Source organism: Rhizobium mesosinicum, from assembly GCF_019511345.1.
Classification (GTDB): Bacteria; Pseudomonadota; Alphaproteobacteria; order Rhizobiales; family Rhizobiaceae; genus Rhizobium; species Rhizobium mesosinicum.
Genome location: NZ_JAEUAK010000001.1, coordinates 640,021 through 660,455 on the forward strand (window position 1 = coordinate 640,021; position 20,435 = coordinate 660,455).

Below are 20,435 nucleotides of genomic sequence, written 5' to 3' on the forward strand. Positions count from 1 at the left end.
TTCGCTGAGCCTCATACTTTGGATACTGTCAAGAGGTTCATCCCCTGGAATGTGTGCCGGGGTGACCGGAAAGCGAGTGGGAGGCATATGGCTGAGGTCAATATTTCAGAGGCGCGCAAGGCATACGGCGCCTTAAATATCCTGCAGGGGGTCGATATAGAAATTCGCGATGGCGAGTTCGTGGTGCTCGTCGGCCCGTCGGGTTGCGGCAAGTCGACTCTGCTGCGCATGGTCGCCGGCCTGGAGAGCATTACCGGCGGCACCATCTCGATCGGCGGAACGATCGTCAATAATCTGCCGCCGAAAGACCGTGATATTGCGATGGTTTTCCAAAGCTATGCGCTCTATCCACACAAGACCGTTGCCGAGAACATGGTCTTCGCGCTGCGCCTGCAGAAGCAGCCGGCCGATGTCATCAAGCAGCGCCTGCAGGCGGCGGCCGAAACACTGGACCTCGTGCCCTATCTTGACCGCTATCCGCGCCAGCTTTCGGGTGGCCAGCGGCAGCGCGTGGCGATGGGACGAGCCATTGTCAGGTCGCCGCAAGTCTTCCTCTTCGACGAACCCCTGTCGAATCTCGACGCTAAGCTGCGCGTGCAGATGCGCAAGGAGATCAAGGAACTTCACCAAAGACTGAGAACCACGACGATCTACGTCACCCATGACCAGGTCGAGGCAATGACCATGGCCGACAAGATCGTCGTCATGCAGGGCGGCAGGATCGAACAGACCGGCACACCCCTGGAACTCTACGATCGGCCCAGCAACACGTTCGTGGCCACCTTCATCGGTTCGCCGTCGATGAACCTGATGAACGGTCGCTATAGGGCCGACGGTGCGGTCTTCGTCACCGAGACAGGCGATGAGATTGCGCTCGGTTTCACGCCGGAGGCGTCCGATGGTCAGGCTGTGAAGCTGGGCGTGCGGCCGGAACACCTGTCACTCGCCCCAAGCGGTTTGAGGACAACTGTCAACGTCACCGAACCCACCGGCCACGAGACGATGGTATTTCTGCGCTACGGCTCCGGGGAGCTTGTCGCGGTGCTGTCAGAACGTCACGATTTCGAGCCGGGGCAAGTCGTTACGATCGCTGCCCGGCCGGGCAAGCTTCATCTGTTCGACGCGGAGACCGGTAAGACGCTGCGACCGGATTGAGTAGCTGCTTATATCCGGCCGACATGCCGTGGCGGGTGAGGCCGCGCTTGATGCAGCCCGCGACGTGAACATCACAGCTGGTGCCGAAAGCGGCTATGCCTCCGAACCCGGTTCCATCACACAATGGCACCAGACAGCTAGGCCGGTTTCTAAGGCACTTAATGTGCGACAGAGAGCTTGTGTCGGTCCGGGATGGCGCATGATGGCATCCTGGCCCCGCAACTGCTCCCACGCGCCATGACCGGCGTGATCTTTCGACCCGCCATTCCTTCAATCAGATCCGTTCCATATCCTGTCTGGTTGGGGGCACGACGGGCGGACCGGAAATGATGATCTAGCGGTTCGGGCCTCGCTGCGTCCGCTAGCGTACAGACAGCCGTTTGCGCTCTCAATTCGCGCCGGCGCCCCGGAACTCTTGGTGGGGCCAGAACGTTGCACAGCCAAGTAAAACGGGGACAGGAACCTATGCCAAGCAATCGCAACGAATGGATAGCCGCTCGAGCCTATTCTCTTTGGGAACAGGCAGGAAAACCCTTCGGCCAAGACGAAGTTCACTGGCAACAGGCCGTGCTCGAACGCGACCTGCTCGAACGCACGCATGCATCCGCCGATGGTCTGGAGATTCTTGAGCGACCGAAGGCTGCACAGGCGACTGCCGCTGAACCCCGTAGCGTCCTGGTTGTCGAGGACGTGGCCCTGCTGCGCTATGACATCGTCGATATTCTCGATCAGGCGGGATACAAGACATTCGAGGCGGCCAATGCCGACGAGGCGCTCCTACTATTAAAGACCAACTCTGTTGATACGCTCTACACGGACATCGATATGCCCGGCAGCATGGATGGGCTCGGTCTCGTCGCGAAAGTGCGGTCGCAGTGGCCATCGACACGGGTGATTGTCACCTCCGGGCTGGTTAGGCTGTCCCACAAGGATGTTGAAGCAGGCGTTACGTTCGTCTCCAAACCAACTGCCGGCCCGGAGCTATTGAAGCTCATAGCGTAGTCGCCGGTGGCAAAGTCCGGCGCGAAAATCACAAGGGACATAATGTTCGCCATCTGCATGTGGTCGGGAAGCGACTTCAGGAAAAAGCGGGGTAGCAGCTCGCGCGCCGGCACCGACTGGCCGAAACTGCACCTACCCATGGGTTTGACGGCGCCATATCGCCAGCGGCCGGTGAAACGTGAAAGCCACCCGCCATCCCTCTGCCCTCGACAGCAATGACGCCCTCCCAGGCTGATTCCTCGATCGGCCGTCCGCTTGAGCGCCGTGCCTTTCCCACGTTGCCGAACATATATTTACGCCCATTCAGGAACCTCGCGCCTTTCAGCTTGTTCGAAAGTCCGCGGTGACCGAGCGAGGGACGAGATGAGCAGCACTGATCGGAAGCGGGATTCGGGATGATTAAATTCGTGGGAGCGATTTTCCTTGCCGCTCTGGTTCTTGCGGGGATCTATTTCTTCGCGATGACGCCTGAGGCACCGTCGCAAGGACAGCCATCTCCTCACGCGCTTGACCAGAGCAAGTAGACAGTCGGAACAAAACAGCCGCACCAAAGTTGCTTTTCAAAGGCGCAGATGCGCAATCCATCCAGAGAAGAGGGATCGCTACAGCCCGTGGCGAACTAGAGCGCGCTACGCCACTTATTGCTTCTCACCGCCCACTGGAGGACACCCGTGAATACCGCTAATCTTCAGCTCGAAGGCATGGTCATGGCCGTCGCATCGCTCTGCGAAGCCCTGGTCGACAAAGGTTTGCTGAACCACAAAGAGGTCGGCGCCGCATTTGAACGAGCCATGCAGGCAGTGGAACAGGATGACGCCCACAAGCTATCAGAAGCCAATCTGGCGGCCGCCGCGTTTCCGATCCGTCTTCTCAGCCTGGCAAATCAGGCGCATGAACGTGGAAAGAATTTCACCTTCTCAGACTACGCAGCCATTGTGGGGAAACTGACGTGATGTCGGTTCTTTTGGCTCGATGTTTGCGCTAGCGCGCATTAACATCGCTAGCGGATCGTCAGCCGGAAGCAGGAAGGTGCTCGTCGTCTTCTTGCGGGGTGCCGCTTGCGGGTGTCTCCTCTGGCGGACGACTTTCTGTCATTCGAGAGCCAAAAACGTCGCAAAGATCCCGGGGCAACAGTCCAATCGATCATTTCGTGATCACCGGCCGTCGTCCGCGAATGTCAGCCATTCCACTGATTGTTTGCGACGCCGTCAGCCGATTTCTCGGAATGTAATCGAATAGCGAAGCTTGTCGACCGGCGGGATGGAATGCTCCCATTCGCGACGGGCTGGACCGGCGAGGATGTAGGCGGACCCGGGTTCGGCGATTATCGAGGCGCGCTCCCACTTGCTGCCCGTGCGGCGGCGCAGTCTAAAGGTGCAAGGCGACAGCAGCGAGATGCCCACCACCCTGCCGAACACCTTCTTGTCCTTGTGCCAGCCGATTGGCGCACCCGGGGAATATTCGGTGACGAGCGCCTGTTGCAGTTGATCCGGCTCGATGCCAGCAAATGTTGCCGCAAGGCTGCGCGCCCGCAGAAGAAACGGCGGGATATCGTCTACACGGGTCACCCGCTCGGTGTCGAAGTCATATTTCCAGCCGTAGGAGATCACTCTGCGCTTGCCCTCGAAACCATGGAAGTCGAACGGCTTCAGTGGCAATTGCGGTATTACACGAAGGAGGTCCAACTGGTCGGACTCCGGAAGGATATCGCGCTCGTAGCGAAATCCCTCAGGCAGTGCCGGCGCGGCGGCCGCAAACAGGTCACCTTGCGCAATAGCCATGGTCGTTTCTCCTGTCCATCTGCTGTCTGGTTTTCAAAGCCTGCCCAACCCCCGATATAGTCGTCCCTGACGACGATGCATTCCCGTGTTCCTTATTTTCCTCGTCGGTGGTGGTTAGCCCAGCTGCTCGGCAATGATCGCCTTCAGTTCGGCGCGCGTCAGCAGGCACGGGTACGGCTTCTGATTCTTAGCCGGCTGATCGGCGCCTTCGCGCTGATCGCGCGCAGGCTCTGCCGACGCAGTGGCGCTGTTTGATGTGTTCAATTGGGATCCTTCGACGGCCACGCAGCGCGAAAGCAAGTCCGCGCACTCAGGGCGTCTGCGGTGGCGATGTACAATTATGTGAGTGATATCGAATAGATAAGATTGGCGGGACCGATTACAAGGGTATGGCTGCCCGGAACCGCGCCTAAAAAAGAAGGCGCTCAGCGCGATCCCGGGAGCTGCCACGATCACTCAAGGCCACTGGTCACCAAAGGGATCGCCAGTCGCATTCTCTGCGTCCGAACTGGAACATTCAACCCAGAGGGCCGTTGGGCCCGAGTTTAACGGAGGACGCCACATGTACCATCACGTCAAGAAGCTCATGTACACCGTTCGTGTGGATGAGCCTGATCCTCGATTCGGAAATATGCTCCTTGAGCAGTTCGGTGGCGCCAACGGGGAGCTGGCGGCGGCGATGCAATACTCGGTTCAAGGTCTGAACTGCGAGGATGCTGCTCGCAAAGACCTCCTGATGGATATCGGCACGGAGGAGCTCAGTCATTTAGAGATTGTTGGCACGCTCGCCAGAATGCACCTCAAACCGTTGAAGTCGGTCCGCGAGGAGGCGGAAGCCGATCCTCTGATCGCCATTGCCGGTGGCGGCGGCGTAAACCTCTTCAATTCGATGGGCAACCCGTGGACGGCCGACTATCTCAAGATCACCGGCGAGTTAGACGTGGACTTGCGAAGCAATATCGCAGCTGAAGCGCGCGCGAAGATCGTTTATGAACGCCTCATCGACTTCTGCCGCGACCCTGGTACCAAGGATGCCCTGCAATTTCTCATGACAAGAGAAATCACCCATATGCGAGCCTTCCAGCTCGCACTCGAAAGCTTAGGCAAACCTCCTCTCAGTGTTGGAAAGATTGCCCCTACACCAGGGTTGGTCGACCAGTTCTTCAACGACTCGACCGGCGAAGGCGATCTCGGCGAGGTCGATACTCGCGGTCCGTGGAACGAAGGAGAGCCTTGGAAATTCGTGGAGGCTCCGGCATTTCAGAGTTTAAAGGCTGCCGGGGACGCTGCACCGGCCATCGAAGCGAGAAGCGCACCGCCAGAAGGTTCCGAAGCGATCCAGACGGTTCTCGTGGACGAGCTTCGCGACTTGCTGCACGCTGAAAAACAATTGTTGAAGGCGCTACCCAAGATGCAGAAGGCAGCCCGCTCGCAGCAACTCCACACTTTGCTGCAGAAACATCTTGCTGAGACTGAAGCCCAGGTCGAAAGGCTGAACGAGTGTCTGCGAATACTCGGGGCCGCGGCAAGGGCAAAACCCTGCAAGGGAATGGCGGGCTTGGTCGAGGAAGGCGAGGAGGTTATGGCCGAAGGCAAGAAGAAAGAAGACGCTCCTGCAGACCTTGCTCTCATCGGAGCAGCGTTACGCGTCGAGCATTACGAAATCGCCGCCTACACCACCGCCCGCAATCTTGCCCTTCAACTTGCACAGCCGGCGGTCGCTCAATTGCTAACATTGTCACTGGGCGAGGAGCAGAACGCGGGTCATCTGTTGGATCAGGTTGCCCAACCGCTGATGTCGGCGGCAAGGATGCCTTCCAGCGTCCGTTGACGGGGCTGGAAATCGTGGCACCCGCGGAAGGCGTCAGCGGAACCGACCGCGGGATCGTATTGCCCCTCGCATCCGCAATCATCAGACCCGTCGGGGAAGAGGCTGGTCCGACACAACCGTTTGGGCGAGCCCCATACCAACCAAAGCGAGCGCCATGGAAAGCAGAGTGAGCATCAGCACGGTCGTGCGTCCCAGCCCGTCCGGTAGTGTGCCTGCAAAGGGAGCCGCGACAGCGCCTAGCGAGGGACCGATCCCCAGAAGGGCTCCATAATGGCGGGGTAGCAATTGGGCATGGGTATATTGAGGTGAGCTTCCGGACGCAGACACTTGCGATGCGGACCGGCTCCTTCAGGAACTCGAGCAGGTGATGTAGAAGACCAAAGTGGGACCCACTCCGCCGGCAGCATAGCATTGGCAATCGGTCGGGAATGTTTCTGATCGCATTTCTGCTAAAAGCTGTGAAGCAATCGCCCGCGATGTCGCCAACTGCCGAAGTGTAACGGGCGCAACGGGCTGGTGGCCTCTGGCTCATCAGACCTCTTGTCATGAAGGAGGAGCGCTAGAATGAGCACTGACCGCGAGACCGTGCGGTCCTATGATACGGTCGCGGCGGAGTATGCTGCCGAGGCCGCGGCGATGCCCGAATGGGTCGCGACAGAGATCGATGCGTTCGTGAGCGAGCTGGGTGGCTCAGGCAGGGTGCTGGAGATCGGGAGTGGTGGCGGGCGAGATGCACTTGAGCTTGAGAAGCGCGGAATTCGCGTCCGGCGCACGGACATTTCGAAGGGTTTCGTCGAACTGCTTCGCGAAAGTGGCTTCGAGGCCGACTTGCTGGACCCTCTGACGGGCGACTTGGCCGACCCGCAGCGTCCCGACACGCCGTACGACGGAATCTGGGCCTGTGCCTGCCTGATTCACGTCGCGCGCCCGGATTTTGGCACGGTGCTTAGACGGCTTGCCGAGGCGACCCGGACCGGTGGCAGACTGCATGTTTCCGTTAGAGAGGGCGACGGCGAGGATGTGTCCACACACGGCAGTGCTGCGGCACCTCGGCGCTACGTCGAGACGTACTGGCGCGAGTCTGCCCTACTGTCCGCGCTCACGGATGCCGGCTGGATCGTCAGCGAAATACGTCGATGCGCTGGAAAGCCCCATGATCCGTGGCTGAGCGTTCGGGCGAGTCGGGCATGACGCACAGTCCTTACGAAAATGGCTGATTTACGAACCAAAGCTCTCGAAATGAATCGAACTCCCGCCCGCTCTTCAAGCGGCATGATTCCGCACACTCAACCGTATCAGCGCCGGTATTCTCGAGGCGTTCACAAGCGCACTGAACTCAGCGTGCCCCAGCTGCCTGACTTGTCACGAATAGTGGCGACGTGGGGACCCGGGATTGATCGCGCTGCCTTGCGGTCAGAAAAAGCGGACGTCCATTCGGGACCGGAATAGACATAGATCGACTTGATGGGATTGCCGTCGACGCGGGCAATCGGCGCCGCAGCCCCTGCCGTCGAACCGAAATCGATGGAACCGGCGCTGAAGAACTCAAGCCCTACCTTCCTCAGGAGAAGGTTGACCGAATGGTAAGTCGCCCAGTCAATGCGGATCTCCGACACATCGGCCGCCTGCACCGACCCGATACCGGTGCCCAGGAACACGGCTGCTGCCGCAACTTTCGAAATGAACGAGATCATGGTCCCTGTCCGTCCAGCGACCGACGCCGCTTCGGCCGCCCTGCCCCAACACCTACGGGAGGCTGAAACCAGGATTAAGAAAATACATTTTATTGTCTATTGCATCTATAGAATTTATGTTCTTATTTTCTGCTGCAACATCTTTCACCGATAGGACTATCATCAATCGGAGCGAGATCATGGATGCTGCCGCGCAAAGAACACACCCTATCCGGCCGGTGGCCGCGCGTCTCGAAAGCGAAACAGAAGCGCTTTCTGTCGCGCGGCAATTGGCAGATAGATTCTCGGTAACGGCGGCCGAACGCGACGCAAACCGGCTGCTGCCGTTCGAGGAGCTTGACATCCTCGCTCGCTCCGGGCTGCTTGCGATAACAATTCCTGCAGAATACGGAGGTCTCGACGTCTCGAATGCCGTGCTTGCCGAAGTGACTGCTATTCTCGCTGAGGCCGACGCATCGATCGGACAGATCCCGCAGAACCATTTCTACATTCTGGAAGCGCTGCGCACGGATGGTATCGAGGAGCAGAAGCGGTATTTCTTCGGCCGGGCGCTCGCGGGCGACCGCTTCGGCAATGCGCTTTCCGAGCGCGGTACGAAGACGGTCGGCCACTACAATACCCGCATTGTCAGGGACGGGCCTGGTTATCGCATCAACGGCACCAAATATTATTCCACCGGTGTCCTGTTTGCCGATTGGGTCACCGTTTTCGCGCTTGACGAAGAGGACCGTCTCGTCATGGCTTTCGTGCCGAAGGGCACTGAGGGCGTCGAAATCATCGACGACTGGGATGGCTTCGGCCAGCGCACGACGGGCAGCGGCACGACGATCTTCAACGATGTCTATGTGCATGCCGATTCCGTCGTCTTGCATCACAAAGGCTTCGAGCGGCCGTCGACCATCGGCTCGGTCGGCCAGATCGTCCATGCCGGCATCGATCTCGGCATTGCGCGCGCAGCTTTTGCCGAGACGCTGGACTTCGTGCGCACGAAGTCACGCCCCTGGATGGACAGTGGCGTGGAGCGCGCCGCCGATGATCCGCTGACAATATCGAAGGTCGGGCAGATCGCCATCCGGCTGGAAGCTGCGACGGCACTCCTCGAACGTGCCGGCCGCAAGGTCGACGCGGCGCAGGTCGAGACGACCGAGGCGAACGTCGTTGAGGCAACGCTTGCGGTCGCTGCTGCCAAGGTGCTGACGACGGAGATTGCGATCGAAGCAACCAACACGCTGTTCGAGCTCGCTGGAACATCCGCGGTCAAGGCCGAACTTAATCTCGACCGGCACTGGCGCAACGCGCGCACTCATACGCTGCACGATCCAGTGCGTTGGAAGTACCACGTCGTCGGCAATTACCATCTGAACGGAGTGACACCGCCGAAGAACGGCGCGCTCTGATTTCTCTCCTCGACTAAAACCCCATTTCCGATAACGGAAATGGGGCTTCTTTCTTGAGTAAATGCGCCTGATCTCAACTGTAAAGGCTGACTTCGGGAATCCTGTCGTTCAGCACGAACTCGCCGACTTCCTTGGCCTTGTAGAAAACCGGATCGTGCAGCGTATGAGTGCGCACGTTGCGCCAGAAACGGTCGAAGCGATATTTCTCCGCCGTCGACCGCGCGCCGGTCAGTTCGAAGACGCGTGACGTAATATCGAGCGAGACATGGGTGGCGTGCACTTTGGCGGCATAGGCTTCCGCAGCCGCCTCGCCGCGCTCGCGTGCCGTGACGGCATGACCCTTTGCAAGCCCGGCCTGGACTGCCGCTGCTGCCGCATCGGCCAGCGCCGCAGAGGCCTTCAGCGTAGCGGTGAACTCGCCGACCCGTTCGAGAATATAGGGATCGTCGGCGGCACGCTCGACGCCTGACGTAACCCAAGGACGCGTCGTCGTGCGCACATAATCGATCGCAGCCTGAAGTGCGCCTTCGGCGCTGCCGAGATAGAAGTTGACGAAAACGAGTTGGATAAGCGGTGTGTTGAAGGTCGAGAGGACGGGCGGCGCTGCATCGGGAGCGGCCGGGGCACCGACGAAATCCTCCTCATAGACGGGGAAATCGTGGAATTCGACACTGCCGCTATCCGAAAGACGTTGACCGAAATTGTCCCAGTCGTCGTTTGCCTGGTAGCCCGACCGATTGGTAGGTACAGCGAAGCCGACGATCTTGTCGTCCAGCGTCGCATTGGCATTGATATAGTCGGACACGTGGGCGGCGGTGGAGAAGGACTTGCGTCCGTTCAGCACATAGCCGTTGCCGCGGCGGGTAAGAATAAGGCCCGGATCCCGAGGATTGACGGCGGCGCCCCAATAGAGGTTTTTCGCAACGGTTTCAGAGCCGAACGCGTTGGCGCGGGCTTTATCGAGTGCCCAGTAAATGTACTGGCTGTTGACGTAGTGATAGCCGAGAAGCTGGCCGATGGAGCTTTCACCACGCGCCAGGATGCGCACCAGCCGCAAGCCATCGACCCAGTTCAACCCGCCGCCGCCGATCTGTTGATCATGCAGGGCATTCAGCAGGCCGGCATTCTTCAGCTTGACGATCTCGGCCAGCGGTGGACGACCGTCACGGTCGAGCTCAGCTGCACGTCTGGAAAGATCGGCCGAGATTTCCTCGGCGCGGGCAAAGAGGTCCCCCCGCGTCGTGCTGCGGTTCTTCGCGAAGACGACATTGGACTGGCTCATGGGTAAAAACTCCGGCTTTAGAGATGGGGCCGGCGGGGCCGCACAACCCCGCCGGAAGATCGAGGCAGGCAGCTTAGAAAAGCTTGTCCGGAATCCAGCTCGCGGTTGCCGCATCGCTTGTGCTGAAGGCCGGGATTTTCTGCGCCAATTCCTCGATCGTCTTGACGCCGGCCGCACGCAGGCTTTCCTGCGTCAGCAGCGTCGGCTTGACCGTGATCTGATGAGGGATCTCCTGCCCGGCGATCTGCAGAGCCGCCGCGCGTACGGAAACCGCGCCGACGACGGCCGGGTTGGTCGCAACCGTCGCAACCCAGGGGCTGCCTTCTTCGGTGATTTCCTGAATGTCGGCGGTCGAGACGTCGGCCGAATAGATCTTCAGCTTGCTCGCGATACCGAGGTCGTTGGCAGCAAGCTTCACGCCGCGGGCAAACTCGTCATAGGGCGCAAAGACGACGCTGATATCCGGATTTGCGGTCAGCGCAGCCTTGGCCTGATCGGCCGTTGAGGTCGCGGTCGTGTCGCTGACATTGCCGAAGCGGGCCTTCTCGACCACACCGGAATTCTCCGACTTGAACCTCTCCCAGACCTCGTTGCGGCGGTCGAGCGGCGCGAATCCTGCGACATAGACATAACCGGCATTGAAGCTCTTGCCGTTGTCCTTCACCGCCTGCTCCAGTGCGCGCTCGGCGAGTTCGTGGTCGCTTTGCTCGACCTGCGGCACCTTGGGATTGTTGAGGTTGACGTCGAAAGCGACAACCTTGATGCCCTTGTCCAACGCCTGCTGGACGACATCACCGAGCGATTCCGGCAGGCCGTGGTCGACGACGATGCCGGCCACGCCAAGATTGATCGCCTGCAGGATCTGTTCGCGCTGTTCGGCGGCATCCTGCCGTCCTGGGAAGACGCGCAGGTCGATATCGAGGGCCTTGGCTTGGGCTTCTGCCCCGGCCTGATAGGCCTGGAAAAAGTCGCCGGCGGAGATATAGCTGATCAGCGCCACCTTGACGCCACCCTTGTCGAAGGGCGTAGGAGCGCCGCTCACGCCACCCGCAAGGGAAGGCTGGGCATAGAGGAAAGAGATTGCGGCGGCAGAGAGAGCAAGCCGTGCGAGGGATTTCATCGTCGCGGTCCTTCTGGTCGATCGTGAGCGTCGTCTGACAGGCAGGCAGTTCTCCTGCGACGCATGAAATTATTAGATATAAACTCTATGTTTTTAGTAGATTTAATGATCCGATTTTCGCGCTTTCCGGAGATTCTTTGTTCCCGACACCACGCGCAGGCGGCAAAGCGTGCCTGGAGGTTCGGGCACCTTGCAGGCCAATATTGCGGCTTGAAAGCAGACCTGGACTTGCCCGATGCCACTCCTTCATGTCGAAAACATCACCCGCAGTTTCGGGTCGACGCGCGCCCTGGAGGGCGCCCATTTTTCGATTGAGCGCGGCGAGATCGTTGCGCTGATGGGCGCCAACGGCGCAGGCAAATCGACACTGGTAAAGATATTGTCAGGTGTGCTCGCAGCCGATGGCGGCACGATCAGTCTGAACGACCGGCTCTTCTCTCCGAGAAGCCCGTCCGAAGCGGCGAGGGCCGGCGTGGTGACCGTGCACCAGTCGACCGACCTTGTCGGCGCGGCAGGTCTGACGGTGGCCGACGCCCTGTTGCTGCATCGCTTCGCCGAGCGGGGCACGCCTTTCTTTGTCTCACGGGCAAGCGTGCGGCGCCAGGCCCGCATCATGCTCGACGCCGCCGGCTTCTCTCTGCCGCTCGACCGAGATTTCGGCGATCTGACTGCCGCCGACCGGCAACTCGTGGCTATCGCTCGGGCGCTCGCCAACAAAGCCGACCTGCTGATCCTCGACGAGCCGACTGCAAGCCTTTCGGCAGACGAGAGCCGGCGCCTCTTCGACATCCTGCTCGGTCTGCGCGCGCAAGGTCTTGCAATCCTCTACATCTCGCACCGGACTGCCGATCTCGAAGCGATCGCCGACCGGGCGCTCGTCATGCGCGGCGGCCGCGTCGTCGGCAGCTTCAACCGCCCCATCGATTTTTCCAGCGCCATTGAAACCATGATCGGCCGCCGGCTGGAAGCGGCGCGGCCGGACGCCCGACCGGCGACCGGTCTGGCCGTTCTCGAAATGCACGATATCCGACTTCTGTCGACAAGTGCGCCCTTCGATCTGACGCTGCACGAGGGTGAGGTCGTCGCCATTACCGGCGTGCTCGGCTCCGGCAAGAGCCACCTGCTGTCTGCGATCTTCGGCGCAAGAGGATTCGCGAGTGGCGAGATGCGGCTCGACGGCAGGTCCTACCGGCCGAGATCGCCTGGCGACGCCATTGCAGCCGGTATAGCAATGGCCGCGGAAGACCGCCACCGCTCCTCCCTCATGCCTGCCGCTTGGCCCGGCAATTCGCTCGCCGCCACCATCAGCCTGCCGCATCTTTCCAAATGGTATCCGCACGGTCTCCTCCTTGGCGGCCGCGAGCGCCACGAGGCTGAACGGGCTATTTCCCGTCTCGGCATCAAAGCCGCCGGGCCGCTGGCCTCCGTCTGGACGCTGTCAGGCGGCAACCAGCAGAAGACGGTGATCGCCCGCTGGGAGGCGGAGTTCAGCCGGCTACTGCTGCTCGACGAGCCATTCCAGGGCGTCGATGTCGGCGCCCGCCACGATATCATCCAGGCGATACGGGCACGCACCGACCGCGCAACCCTGATTGCCACATCCGATCCCGAAGAGGCCTACGAGGTCGCCGACCGCATCCTGACCATCGACCGCCATAGCTTACTGTCTGATGTCATCGGTGCCGCCTCTTCTTCAGCCATACAGGGACTTTCCGCATGACGATCATCGACGAAAAAGGGCTTCCGACGGCTGTCGCAGGGCCGGAAAGCCGCAGCCCGGCCAGTCGTCTTCTGGCGCTCGGCAGCGTCCTTCGCGCCGGCGCTGTCTTCATCCTGCTCGGGCTGATGGTGATCGGTTTCACCTATGCCAAACCGGCCTTCATCAATATTGGCAACCTGATGAGTATTCTCCAAGCCGTATCTGTTGTTGCTATTCTCGGCGCCGGCGTCACCGTGACACTTGCTGTCGGCGGCTTCGATTTGTCGATCGGTGCGGTTGCCGCCTCCAGCGTCATGGCGGCAAGCTATGCCATGATCGTCCTGCATCTGAATGCCGTCGCCACCGTACCTTTGGTGCTTGCCTTCGGCGCGGCTATCGGGCTCGTCAATGCCTTCCTCATTGTGCGCCTGCGTGTGCCAGATCTGCTCGCCACGCTCGCCATGATGTTCCTGTTGTCCGGCCTGCAGCTCATTCCGACGGCCGGGCGCTCGATCTCAGCCGGCCTCGTTCTGCCCGACGGCTCCAAGGCGACCGGCGCCTATGACCCGGCCTTCCTGCTGATCGGCCGTTACAGCCTGTTTGGCACCCTGCCCGTTTCCGTCGTGCTGATGGCCGTCGTCGCGATCGTCCTCTTCGTGCTGACCGAGCGCACCCGCATCGGCCGGCTGCTCTTTGCGACCGGCGGCAATGAGGTGGCAACGCGGCTTGCCGGCGCTTCCACGACGCGGCTGAAGACACTCGCCTATGTCATCTCGGGAACCTTGGCAGCTCTTGGCGGTATCGTGATCGCCGCCCGCGTCGGCCGCGGTGACGTTTCCTCCGGCGGGTCGCTGCTGATGGACTCGGTCGCAGCCGCACTGATCGGCTTTGCCGTCCTCAACCTGCGCCGTCCTAACGTGCTCGGCACGATTGCCGGCGCTGTCTTCGTCGGTGTGCTGCTCAACGGCCTCACCATGCTGAACGCCCCCTACTACACCCAGGATTTCGTCAAGGGCATCGTGCTCGTCGGGGCCTTGGCGCTGACCTACGGCCTCGGCCGCAACACCGATCGCTGACAGCGGGATTTGGCCTCAGAAAATTTCCTGCGATCGCATGCTTTTGGAATAACGTACCTCTTATGCGCCTAAAATCTATATAGTTTATAGACTATCAGATTGAGAGGGTATCGTTATGAATGAAGGACTTGGAGGCGGCTTCGGACGCCGCGAAATCTTGAAGCTCGCGGCAGTTGCGGGAGCGACATTTGCAGGCGCGAGCATGCTGACTGCGCCCGCGACAAGGGCTGAAGACGAAGGCCTTACCCTGAAGGGCAAGCGCATCGCCATCAGCGCCACCGGCACCGACCACTATTTCGATCTGCAGGTCTACAATGCCCAGATCGAAGAGGTGAAGCGGCTCGGTGGCGAGCCGATCGCCGTCGATGCCGGCCGCAACGACGGCAAGCTGATCGCCCAGCTTCAGACACTTGTCGCCCAAAAACCAGATGCGCTCGTCCAGATCCTCGGCACGCTCAGCGTCATCGATCCCTGGCTCAAGAAGGCCCGCGATGCCGGCATCCCGGTGCTGACCGTCGATGTCGGCTCGACCAATTCGATCAACAACACGACGTCGGACAACTGGGGCATCGGCAAGGACCTCGCCCTGCAGCTCGTCTCCGATATCGGCGGCGAGGGTAATATCGTCGTCTTCAACGGCTTCTACGGTGTCACGCCCTGCGCGATCCGCTACGACCAGCTTGTCAACGTCATCAAGTATTTCCCGAAGGTGAAGATCATCCAGCCGGAGCTGCGGGACGTCATCCCCAACACGGTCCAGGACGCTTTCACCCAGATCACCGCGATCCTCAACAAATATCCGGACAAGGGCTCGATCAATGCCGTCTGGTCGGCCTGGGACATACCGCAGCTCGGCGCGACGCAGGCGATCGCTGCCGCCGGCCGCAACGAGATCCGCACCTATGGCGTCGATGGCAGCCCGGAGGTTCTCCAGCTCGTCGCCGACAAGAACTCGCCGGCTGGCGCCGATGCTGCCCAGCAGCCGGCAGAGATCGGCCGCGCGGCGATCCGCAACGTCGCCAAGCTGCTCGCCGGCCAGACCCTGCCGCGCGAAACCTATGTGCCGGCGCTGCTCGCCAACAAGGAAAACGTATCCGAGATCGTCAAGAAGCTTGGCATTGGTTGATATCGAACCGGACCTTGTGGCCGGCGCCACAAGGTCCGCCCCTTTCCGGAAAGCTGCATCATGACTGCATCCGCCCCGACGCAACAGGCCGAGAATAATGACGTCATCATTCGCTTCGACCGCATCGTGAAGCGCTTCGGAGGCGCGCAGGCGCTTGCCGGCGCATCGGTCGCCATACGCCGCGGCACCGTCCACGGCCTCGTCGGGCAAAACGGCGCCGGTAAGTCGACGCTGATCAAGCTGCTTGCCGGGCTGCATAAACCGGATGATGGCCGGATTGAAATTGAAAACAAAGCCTATGACCGGCTGACGCCGCATCTCTGCGACGAGCTCGGCATCCATTTCATTCATCAGGACCGGCTGCTGGTTCCGACATTCACCGTCGGCGAGGCGCTGTTTCTCGGGCGCGAAACGCGGCTTGCGGGAACGCCGTTCATCGACCGGCGGGCCATGCAGAAGCGCGCCGCCGAGCTTCTTGCCAATTATTTCGGCGTGGACCTGCCGAAGAATGCTCTAATCAGCGAGCTGTCGACCGCCGAAAGGCAAATCGTCCAGATCACCCGGGCGCTGCTGCATCAGCCGAAAGTGCTGGTTTTCGACGAACCGACCGCCGCCCTCGTCAGGCGCGAGGCCGAAATCCTCTTCCGTCTGATCCGCCGGCTGCGCGACGAAGGTGTGACGATCGTCTATATCTCGCACTACCTCAACGAGATCGAGGAATTGTGCGATCACGTCACCGTGTTGCGCAATGGCCTGGATGTGGCCTCGCTTTCGATCGGCGAAACCTCAGCCAAGGCGATCGCCAGCCTGATGATCGAACGCGATATTGCCGAGATGTTTCCCAAGCGCCGCGTGGAGCCCGGCGAAGACATACTGAAGGTCAGGGCGCTTTCGTCGCCGAACCGTTTCCATGATATCAGTTTCACCTTGCGCCGCGGCGAAGTGCTCGGCATTACCGGCCTTCTCGGCTCGGGCGCAAAGGACCTCATTCGCACATTGTTCGGGCTGGAACAGGCTGCCAGTGGCGAGATCGAGATAGAAGGACAAACGGGGCAGCCACGCAGCCCCGCAACAGCCGTGGACCGCCGGCTTGCGCTCGTTCCCGAGGATCGGCGCGGACATGGCGTGGGCCTCGATCTCAGCCTGTCCGAAAATATCACGCTTCCGAGCCTTGCCCGCTACAGCCGTTTCGGTTTTCTCAATCTGAAGCGCGAGCGCTCCGATACGACCGAACTCATCAAGCGCCTGCAGATCAAGACGACAGGCCGCGATGCCTTGGTTCGCACGCTTTCCGGCGGCAACCAGCAGAAGGTTGCCATCGCCAAATGGCTGAGCCGTCAGTCGGAAATCTATCTGCTGGACGAACCGACGGTCGGCGTCGATATCGGCTCCAAAGTCGAGATCTACGCGCTGATCGGCGAGCTTGCCGCGCGTGGCGCCGGCGTTATCGTTTTATCCTCTGACCTGCCGGAACTCGTCGGCATCACCGATCGCATTCTGGTGTTTTTCCGCGGACGGCTGATCCGCGAACTCGATTCCGCAAAGACCACAACGGATGAAGTGCTGTCCGTCTCGACCGGCGCTTCGGAAGGACTACGCCATGTCGGCTGACATTCAGTTTGCCACCCTCCCCGTCGCCTCGTCGGATCAACCGCCGCAGGCAAAAGGCAAAGCCGCTGTCGCAGTTCTCCGCTTCGGTTCTCTGCTCGCCTTTGCTGCAATCCTTTTGGTTTTCTCGCTGACGGCTCCCTATTTCCTGTCGGTCGGCAATATCGGCAATGTCCTCGGCCAATCCGCCATTTCAGGTGTTCTCGCGATCGGCCTGACGGTCGTATTGATCGCAGGCGGTTCGAATGTCGTCACCGGCGGCATCGATCTGTCACTGGCGGCGAATATGGGCTTGAGCGCTGCCGTTTACGCCTCGCTGATCCAGCTCGGCTACGGCGATCCCGTGGCGGTCACCGCCGCCTTGCTCACCGGGCTTGCGATCGGCTTGGTCAATGCGGCCGCCGTCGTTCTGGCAGGTATCGTACCGCTGCTTGCAACCCTTGCGGTGATGAACGTCGTCGCCGGGCTCGAACTGGTTCTCACGCAGAATACGGTCGTTCCCGCTTCCACCGATTTCCTGACGGCAATTTCGGCTTCCGACAGCGTCGGCATCCCGATCCTTGCCTATGTCCTGATCGCCTTTACAGCAATCGCGACGGCAATCGTGCAATATACGCCTGTGGGGCTGAGGCTCTATGCGGTCGGCGAGTTTCCGGACGCTGCACGCGCTGCGGGCCTGCCGCTCAAGCGCCTGCTTTCAAGTGCCTTCATTGCCAGCGGGTTCTGCGGTGGTTTTGCCGGCATCCTTTCGGTCTCCTATCTCAGCGGCAGCACGACCGGTTCGGGTGAAGCGCTGCTGCCTGTCGTCGTCATCGCGCTGCTCGGCGCAGTCTTCTCCCGTCGCCTGGTGCCGACCGTTCCGGGAACGCTGATATCGGCGCTTTTCGTCGGCTTCCTGACTAACGGCTTCCAACTGCTGAACCTGCCGAGCACGCTCGTCAGCGGCGTGCAGGGCCTTCTCATCCTGATCGTCGTGTCAGCCACGACATTGCTGCGCAAACGGGAGATCTGACATGTCCGCTCCGACTTTTGCCGGACGCTCGGCCGCGGGCTTCGCACGATATGGACTGATCGTGGCGCTCGTCGCGGTCTTCTCCGTCTTCTCGATCCTGGCGTCCACCTTCCTCACTCCTGGCAATCTCCAGAGCATTCTGGTGAACAACTTCACATTGCTCGCCATCGTCTCGATCGCGATGACCTTCGCCGTATCGGCCGGTGGCATCGATCTCTCCGTGGGCACGGCGGTCGATTTTGCAAGTTTCGCTTTCGTCTCCCTCGCGCTGGCCGGGCAGCCGGTGCCACTGGCCCTCCTGGCCGGTCTTGCCGCGGGCGCGCTTGTCGGCGCCTTCAACGCCATTCTGGTGTCTGCAATCGGCGTCGCGCCCTTCCTCGCGACGCTTGGCACATTGTTCATCGGGCGCAGTATCCAGCAATTGCTGACCAATGGCGGCAACCCCGTCTATCTGCCGCCCTCGGGCATTCCGCCCGCCTTCCGTTTCCTCGGGCACGGAACGATCGCGAATGTGCCGGTGCCCCTCATCATTGCGGCCGTCATCATCGCAGGTGCAGCGGCTGCCTTTGCCTGGACGCGGTTTGGACGCGTCGTGCTTTCGATCGGAATCCAGCCGAGCGTCGTGCGCTATTCCGGCATCGGGCTTGGTGCTCATGTCGCGGCGACATTCATTCTTGCCGGAACCACTGCCGCCGTTGCCGGCCTGATCCTGACGGCAACGGTGACGGTCTATATCCCTTCCTCCGGCAATGCGTTCCTGCTGAACGCCATCGGCGCCACCTTCATCGGTACAACACTGTCGCCGCTCGGCCGGCCCAATGTGCTTGGCACCGTTCTCGGCGTCCTGCTCCTCAGCATCGTCGCCAATGGCCTGCTGCTGACCGGCCTGAACTTCTACTGGCAACAGGTCGGCACCGGCATGCTCATCTTTGCCGTCCTCGCCTTCAGCTTCATCAACAGGAAAACCGTCGGCGCCTGAACCTCAACCCGCCGACAGATGCAGGAAATGTGACATGACCCGTGAAATCAGGCTCAACGCCTTCGATATGAATTGCGTCGGACACCAGTCACCGGGGCTATGGCGGCATCCGCGCGACAAGTCCTGGACCTACAAGAATCTGGATTATTGGGTGCATCTGGCAAAGACGCTGGAGCGGGGCAAGTTCGACGGTCTCTTCATCGCCGACGTGCTCGGCGTCTACGACGTGCTGAACGGCAACGTCGATGCCGCGCTCCGCCATTCGGCGCAGGTGCCGGTCAATGATCCGCTGCAACTTATCCCGACCATGGCCTACGAGACCGAACATCTCGGCTTTGGACTGACGGCCTCACTCTCCTTCGAGCACCCCTATACTTTTGCTCGGCGCATCTCCACGCTCGATCATCTCACCAAGGGTCGTGTCGGCTGGAATATCGTCACCTCTTATCTCAACAGCGGCGCCCTCAATATCGGCCAGCCGGCACAGACCAACCATGACGACCGCTACGACCTCGCCGACGAATATCTCGAAGTCTGCTACAAGCTCTGGGAAGGAAGCTGGGAAGATGACGCCGTCGTCCGCGACCGCGAAACAGGCATCTTCACCCATCCGGAAAAGGTCCATCCGATCAATCATTCCGGCAAATATTTCACTGTTCCCGGCATTCACCTGAGCGAGCCTTCGCCACAGCGCACCCCAGTGCTTTATCAGGCCGGCGCCTCCAGCCGCGGCAAGGATTTTGCTGGCGCGCATGCCGAATGCATCTTCGTCGCGGCACCTTCGAAGGCCGTGCTGAAACGCTATGTTGCCAATGTCCGCGAGGCTGCCGCGCGCGTCGGCCGCAATCCACGCGAGATTCTCGCTTTCAATCTCCAGACGGTCGTGCTCGGCGAAACGGATGCCGAAGCGCAGCGAAAGTTCAACGAATACCGCCAGCACGCGTCCTTCGAAGGCGCATTGACGCTGATTTCCGGCTGGACAGGCATCGACTTTGGCCAGTTCGGACCGGATGAGGTGCTGCGACACCGGCATACCAACGCCGTGCAATCGGCTGTCGAGACCTTCACGACTATCGATCCGGACAGGGAATGGACGGTGCGCGAAATGGCTGACTGGGTCGGCGTCGGCGGTTTCGGCCCTGTCTTCGTCGGCTCGCCGCAGACGGTCGCCGACCTGATGCAGGAATGGATCGAAGACACGGATGTCGACGGCTTCAACCTCGCCTATGCCATAACACCCGAGAGTTTTGAGGATGCCGTCGATTTGCTGGTGCCCGAACTGCAGAAGCGCGGAGTCTATAAGACCGAGTATCGGCAGGGGACGCTACGTGAGAAGCTTGGGCGAGCGGGGCCGCGCCTCGTCGCTCCGCACCCTGGAACCACCCATCGTGTGTTGTCACCCAAGTCCGAGATGGCCGCAGAATGATCAATGTCATTTGCGAGAAGTTTGTAAGATGCTCGATCGCCGCCTTGCAGCGTGTGACGGTCACCGCCGCATAGGCGGACGAATGTCACCTGCTGGACCGTGAACCTAAAATATTCGCTGCTGGTCGGCTCGAATTCCAGCCCCGCCTCCCTCAATCCGTCAGCGACTTCGGTAACCGCTTCGTCGATCGCCTTGAAGACCTTGTCTCGCTTGGAACGCTCTGCCGCCTCCCGGATCTCAAGGTACT

Annotated in this window: 17 protein-coding genes and 1 pseudogene; 13 read left to right on the plus strand and 5 right to left on the minus strand. The window is 60.7% G+C overall.

The features are described from left to right. Positions 1–87 precede the first annotated feature (87 nt). The 3 genes from JNB85_RS02945 to JNB85_RS02955 all read left to right on the plus strand — a co-directional run bounded on the left by JNB85_RS02945 (position 88) and on the right by JNB85_RS02955 (position 3,110). Complete coding sequence (locus tag JNB85_RS02945) at positions 88–1,155, plus strand: ABC transporter ATP-binding protein (protein WP_220332890.1); 1,068 nt, start codon at positions 88–90, stop codon at positions 1,153–1,155. Positions 1,156–1,620: 465 nt separating this feature from the next. Next, positions 1,621–2,157 (plus strand): response regulator, encoded by a 537-nt coding sequence (locus tag JNB85_RS02950; protein WP_220332891.1) that lies wholly within the window; start codon positions 1,621–1,623, stop codon positions 2,155–2,157. Between the two features lie 671 nt (positions 2,158–2,828). Beyond that, positions 2,829–3,110 (plus strand): hypothetical protein, encoded by a 282-nt coding sequence (locus tag JNB85_RS02955; protein ID WP_220332892.1) that lies wholly within the window; start codon positions 2,829–2,831, stop codon positions 3,108–3,110. Positions 3,111–3,365: 255 nt separating this feature from the next. Here the strand turns inward: JNB85_RS02955 and JNB85_RS02960 are convergent, their stop codons facing one another. Both JNB85_RS02960 and JNB85_RS02965 read right to left on the minus strand, forming a co-directional pair. Beyond that, on the minus strand, positions 3,366–3,938 hold the full coding sequence (locus JNB85_RS02960; protein WP_220332893.1) for an alpha-ketoglutarate-dependent dioxygenase AlkB: 573 nt from the start codon (positions 3,936–3,938) through the stop codon (positions 3,366–3,368). Positions 3,939–4,052: 114 nt separating this feature from the next. Next, complete coding sequence (locus tag JNB85_RS02965) at positions 4,053–4,202, minus strand: hypothetical protein (protein ID WP_220332894.1); 150 nt, start codon at positions 4,200–4,202, stop codon at positions 4,053–4,055. A 298-nt stretch (positions 4,203–4,500) separates the two neighbouring features. On the opposite strand from JNB85_RS02965, the gene JNB85_RS02970 reads away from it, so the two are divergent. Next, positions 4,501–5,769 (plus strand): DUF892 family protein, encoded by a 1,269-nt coding sequence (locus tag JNB85_RS02970; RefSeq protein WP_220332895.1) that lies wholly within the window; start codon positions 4,501–4,503, stop codon positions 5,767–5,769. Between the two features lie 564 nt (positions 5,770–6,333). Beyond that, complete coding sequence (locus JNB85_RS02975; protein WP_220332896.1) at positions 6,334–6,960, plus strand: class I SAM-dependent methyltransferase; 627 nt, start codon at positions 6,334–6,336, stop codon at positions 6,958–6,960. Between the two features lie 173 nt (positions 6,961–7,133). Here the strand turns inward: JNB85_RS02975 and JNB85_RS02980 are convergent. Next, a pseudogene (locus tag JNB85_RS02980) lies at positions 7,134–7,463 on the minus strand (aliphatic sulfonate ABC transporter substrate-binding protein); the annotation flags it as partial. Positions 7,464–7,642: 179 nt separating this feature from the next. Between JNB85_RS02980 and JNB85_RS02985 the strand changes: the two are divergent. Beyond that, positions 7,643–8,860 (plus strand): SfnB family sulfur acquisition oxidoreductase, encoded by a 1,218-nt coding sequence (locus tag JNB85_RS02985; RefSeq protein ID WP_220332897.1) that lies wholly within the window; start codon positions 7,643–7,645, stop codon positions 8,858–8,860. A gap of 73 nt (positions 8,861–8,933) precedes the next feature. Here the strand turns inward: JNB85_RS02985 and JNB85_RS02990 are convergent, their stop codons facing one another. Then, on the minus strand, positions 8,934–10,142 hold the full coding sequence (locus tag JNB85_RS02990) for an acyl-CoA dehydrogenase family protein (RefSeq protein WP_220332898.1): 1,209 nt from the start codon (positions 10,140–10,142) through the stop codon (positions 8,934–8,936). A gap of 73 nt (positions 10,143–10,215) precedes the next feature. Next, entirely contained in the window at positions 10,216–11,262 is a 1,047-nt protein-coding gene (locus tag JNB85_RS02995; RefSeq protein WP_220332899.1) for a substrate-binding domain-containing protein, read from the minus strand. Between the two features lie 235 nt (positions 11,263–11,497). Here JNB85_RS02995 and JNB85_RS03000 point away from each other — a divergent pair, with 235 nt between their 5' ends. From JNB85_RS03000 to JNB85_RS03030, 7 genes are all read left to right on the plus strand, one after another. Next, positions 11,498–12,982 (plus strand): sugar ABC transporter ATP-binding protein, encoded by a 1,485-nt coding sequence (locus tag JNB85_RS03000; RefSeq protein ID WP_220332900.1) that lies wholly within the window; start codon positions 11,498–11,500, stop codon positions 12,980–12,982. Beyond that, positions 12,979–14,037 (plus strand): ABC transporter permease, encoded by a 1,059-nt coding sequence (locus JNB85_RS03005; protein WP_220332901.1) that lies wholly within the window; start codon positions 12,979–12,981, stop codon positions 14,035–14,037. The genes JNB85_RS03000 and JNB85_RS03005 overlap by 4 nt, the downstream gene beginning before the upstream one ends. 115 nt (positions 14,038–14,152) lie before the next feature. After that, positions 14,153–15,163, plus strand: coding sequence for a sugar ABC transporter substrate-binding protein (locus JNB85_RS03010; RefSeq protein ID WP_220332902.1), 1,011 nt, complete (start codon positions 14,153–14,155; stop codon positions 15,161–15,163). Positions 15,164–15,223: 60 nt separating this feature from the next. Then, a complete protein-coding gene (locus JNB85_RS03015; protein ID WP_220332903.1) occupies positions 15,224–16,774 on the plus strand; it encodes a sugar ABC transporter ATP-binding protein in 1,551 nt (516 codons plus the stop codon). Then, entirely contained in the window at positions 16,764–17,783 is a 1,020-nt protein-coding gene (locus JNB85_RS03020) for an ABC transporter permease (RefSeq protein ID WP_220332904.1), read from the plus strand. The genes JNB85_RS03015 and JNB85_RS03020 overlap by 11 nt, the downstream gene beginning before the upstream one ends. 1 nt (position 17,784) lies before the next feature. Continuing rightward, positions 17,785–18,762 carry an ABC transporter permease gene (locus JNB85_RS03025; RefSeq protein WP_220332905.1) on the plus strand — a complete coding sequence of 326 codons (978 nt, stop codon included), beginning with the start codon at positions 17,785–17,787 and terminating at the stop codon, positions 18,760–18,762. Positions 18,763–18,796: 34 nt separating this feature from the next. Next, positions 18,797–20,188 carry an LLM class flavin-dependent oxidoreductase gene (locus JNB85_RS03030; protein ID WP_220332906.1) on the plus strand — a complete coding sequence of 464 codons (1,392 nt, stop codon included), beginning with the start codon at positions 18,797–18,799 and terminating at the stop codon, positions 20,186–20,188. Positions 20,189–20,435 lie beyond the last annotated feature (247 nt).

Coding starts and splice junctions, on each gene's coding strand:
- JNB85_RS02985 (WP_220332897.1), top strand. CDS start 7,643: ATGGATGCTGCCGCGCAAAGAACACACCCTATCCGGCCGGTGGCCGCG.
- JNB85_RS02960 (WP_220332893.1), bottom strand. CDS start 3,938: ATGGCTATTGCGCAAGGTGACCTGTTTGCGGCCGCCGCGCCGGCACTG.
- JNB85_RS03020 (WP_220332904.1), top strand. CDS start 16,764: ATGTCGGCTGACATTCAGTTTGCCACCCTCCCCGTCGCCTCGTCGGAT.
- JNB85_RS03030 (WP_220332906.1), top strand. CDS start 18,797: ATGACCCGTGAAATCAGGCTCAACGCCTTCGATATGAATTGCGTCGGA.
- JNB85_RS03025 (WP_220332905.1), top strand. CDS start 17,785: ATGTCCGCTCCGACTTTTGCCGGACGCTCGGCCGCGGGCTTCGCACGA.
- JNB85_RS03010 (WP_220332902.1), top strand. CDS start 14,153: ATGAATGAAGGACTTGGAGGCGGCTTCGGACGCCGCGAAATCTTGAAG.
- JNB85_RS02970 (WP_220332895.1), top strand. CDS start 4,501: ATGTACCATCACGTCAAGAAGCTCATGTACACCGTTCGTGTGGATGAG.
- JNB85_RS02945 (WP_220332890.1), top strand. CDS start 88: ATGGCTGAGGTCAATATTTCAGAGGCGCGCAAGGCATACGGCGCCTTA.
- JNB85_RS03005 (WP_220332901.1), top strand. CDS start 12,979: ATGACGATCATCGACGAAAAAGGGCTTCCGACGGCTGTCGCAGGGCCG.
- JNB85_RS03000 (WP_220332900.1), top strand. CDS start 11,498: ATGCCACTCCTTCATGTCGAAAACATCACCCGCAGTTTCGGGTCGACG.
- JNB85_RS03015 (WP_220332903.1), top strand. CDS start 15,224: ATGACTGCATCCGCCCCGACGCAACAGGCCGAGAATAATGACGTCATC.
- JNB85_RS02975 (WP_220332896.1), top strand. CDS start 6,334: ATGAGCACTGACCGCGAGACCGTGCGGTCCTATGATACGGTCGCGGCG.
- JNB85_RS02990 (WP_220332898.1), bottom strand. CDS start 10,142: ATGAGCCAGTCCAATGTCGTCTTCGCGAAGAACCGCAGCACGACGCGG.
- JNB85_RS02995 (WP_220332899.1), bottom strand. CDS start 11,262: ATGAAATCCCTCGCACGGCTTGCTCTCTCTGCCGCCGCAATCTCTTTC.
- JNB85_RS02950 (WP_220332891.1), top strand. CDS start 1,621: ATGCCAAGCAATCGCAACGAATGGATAGCCGCTCGAGCCTATTCTCTT.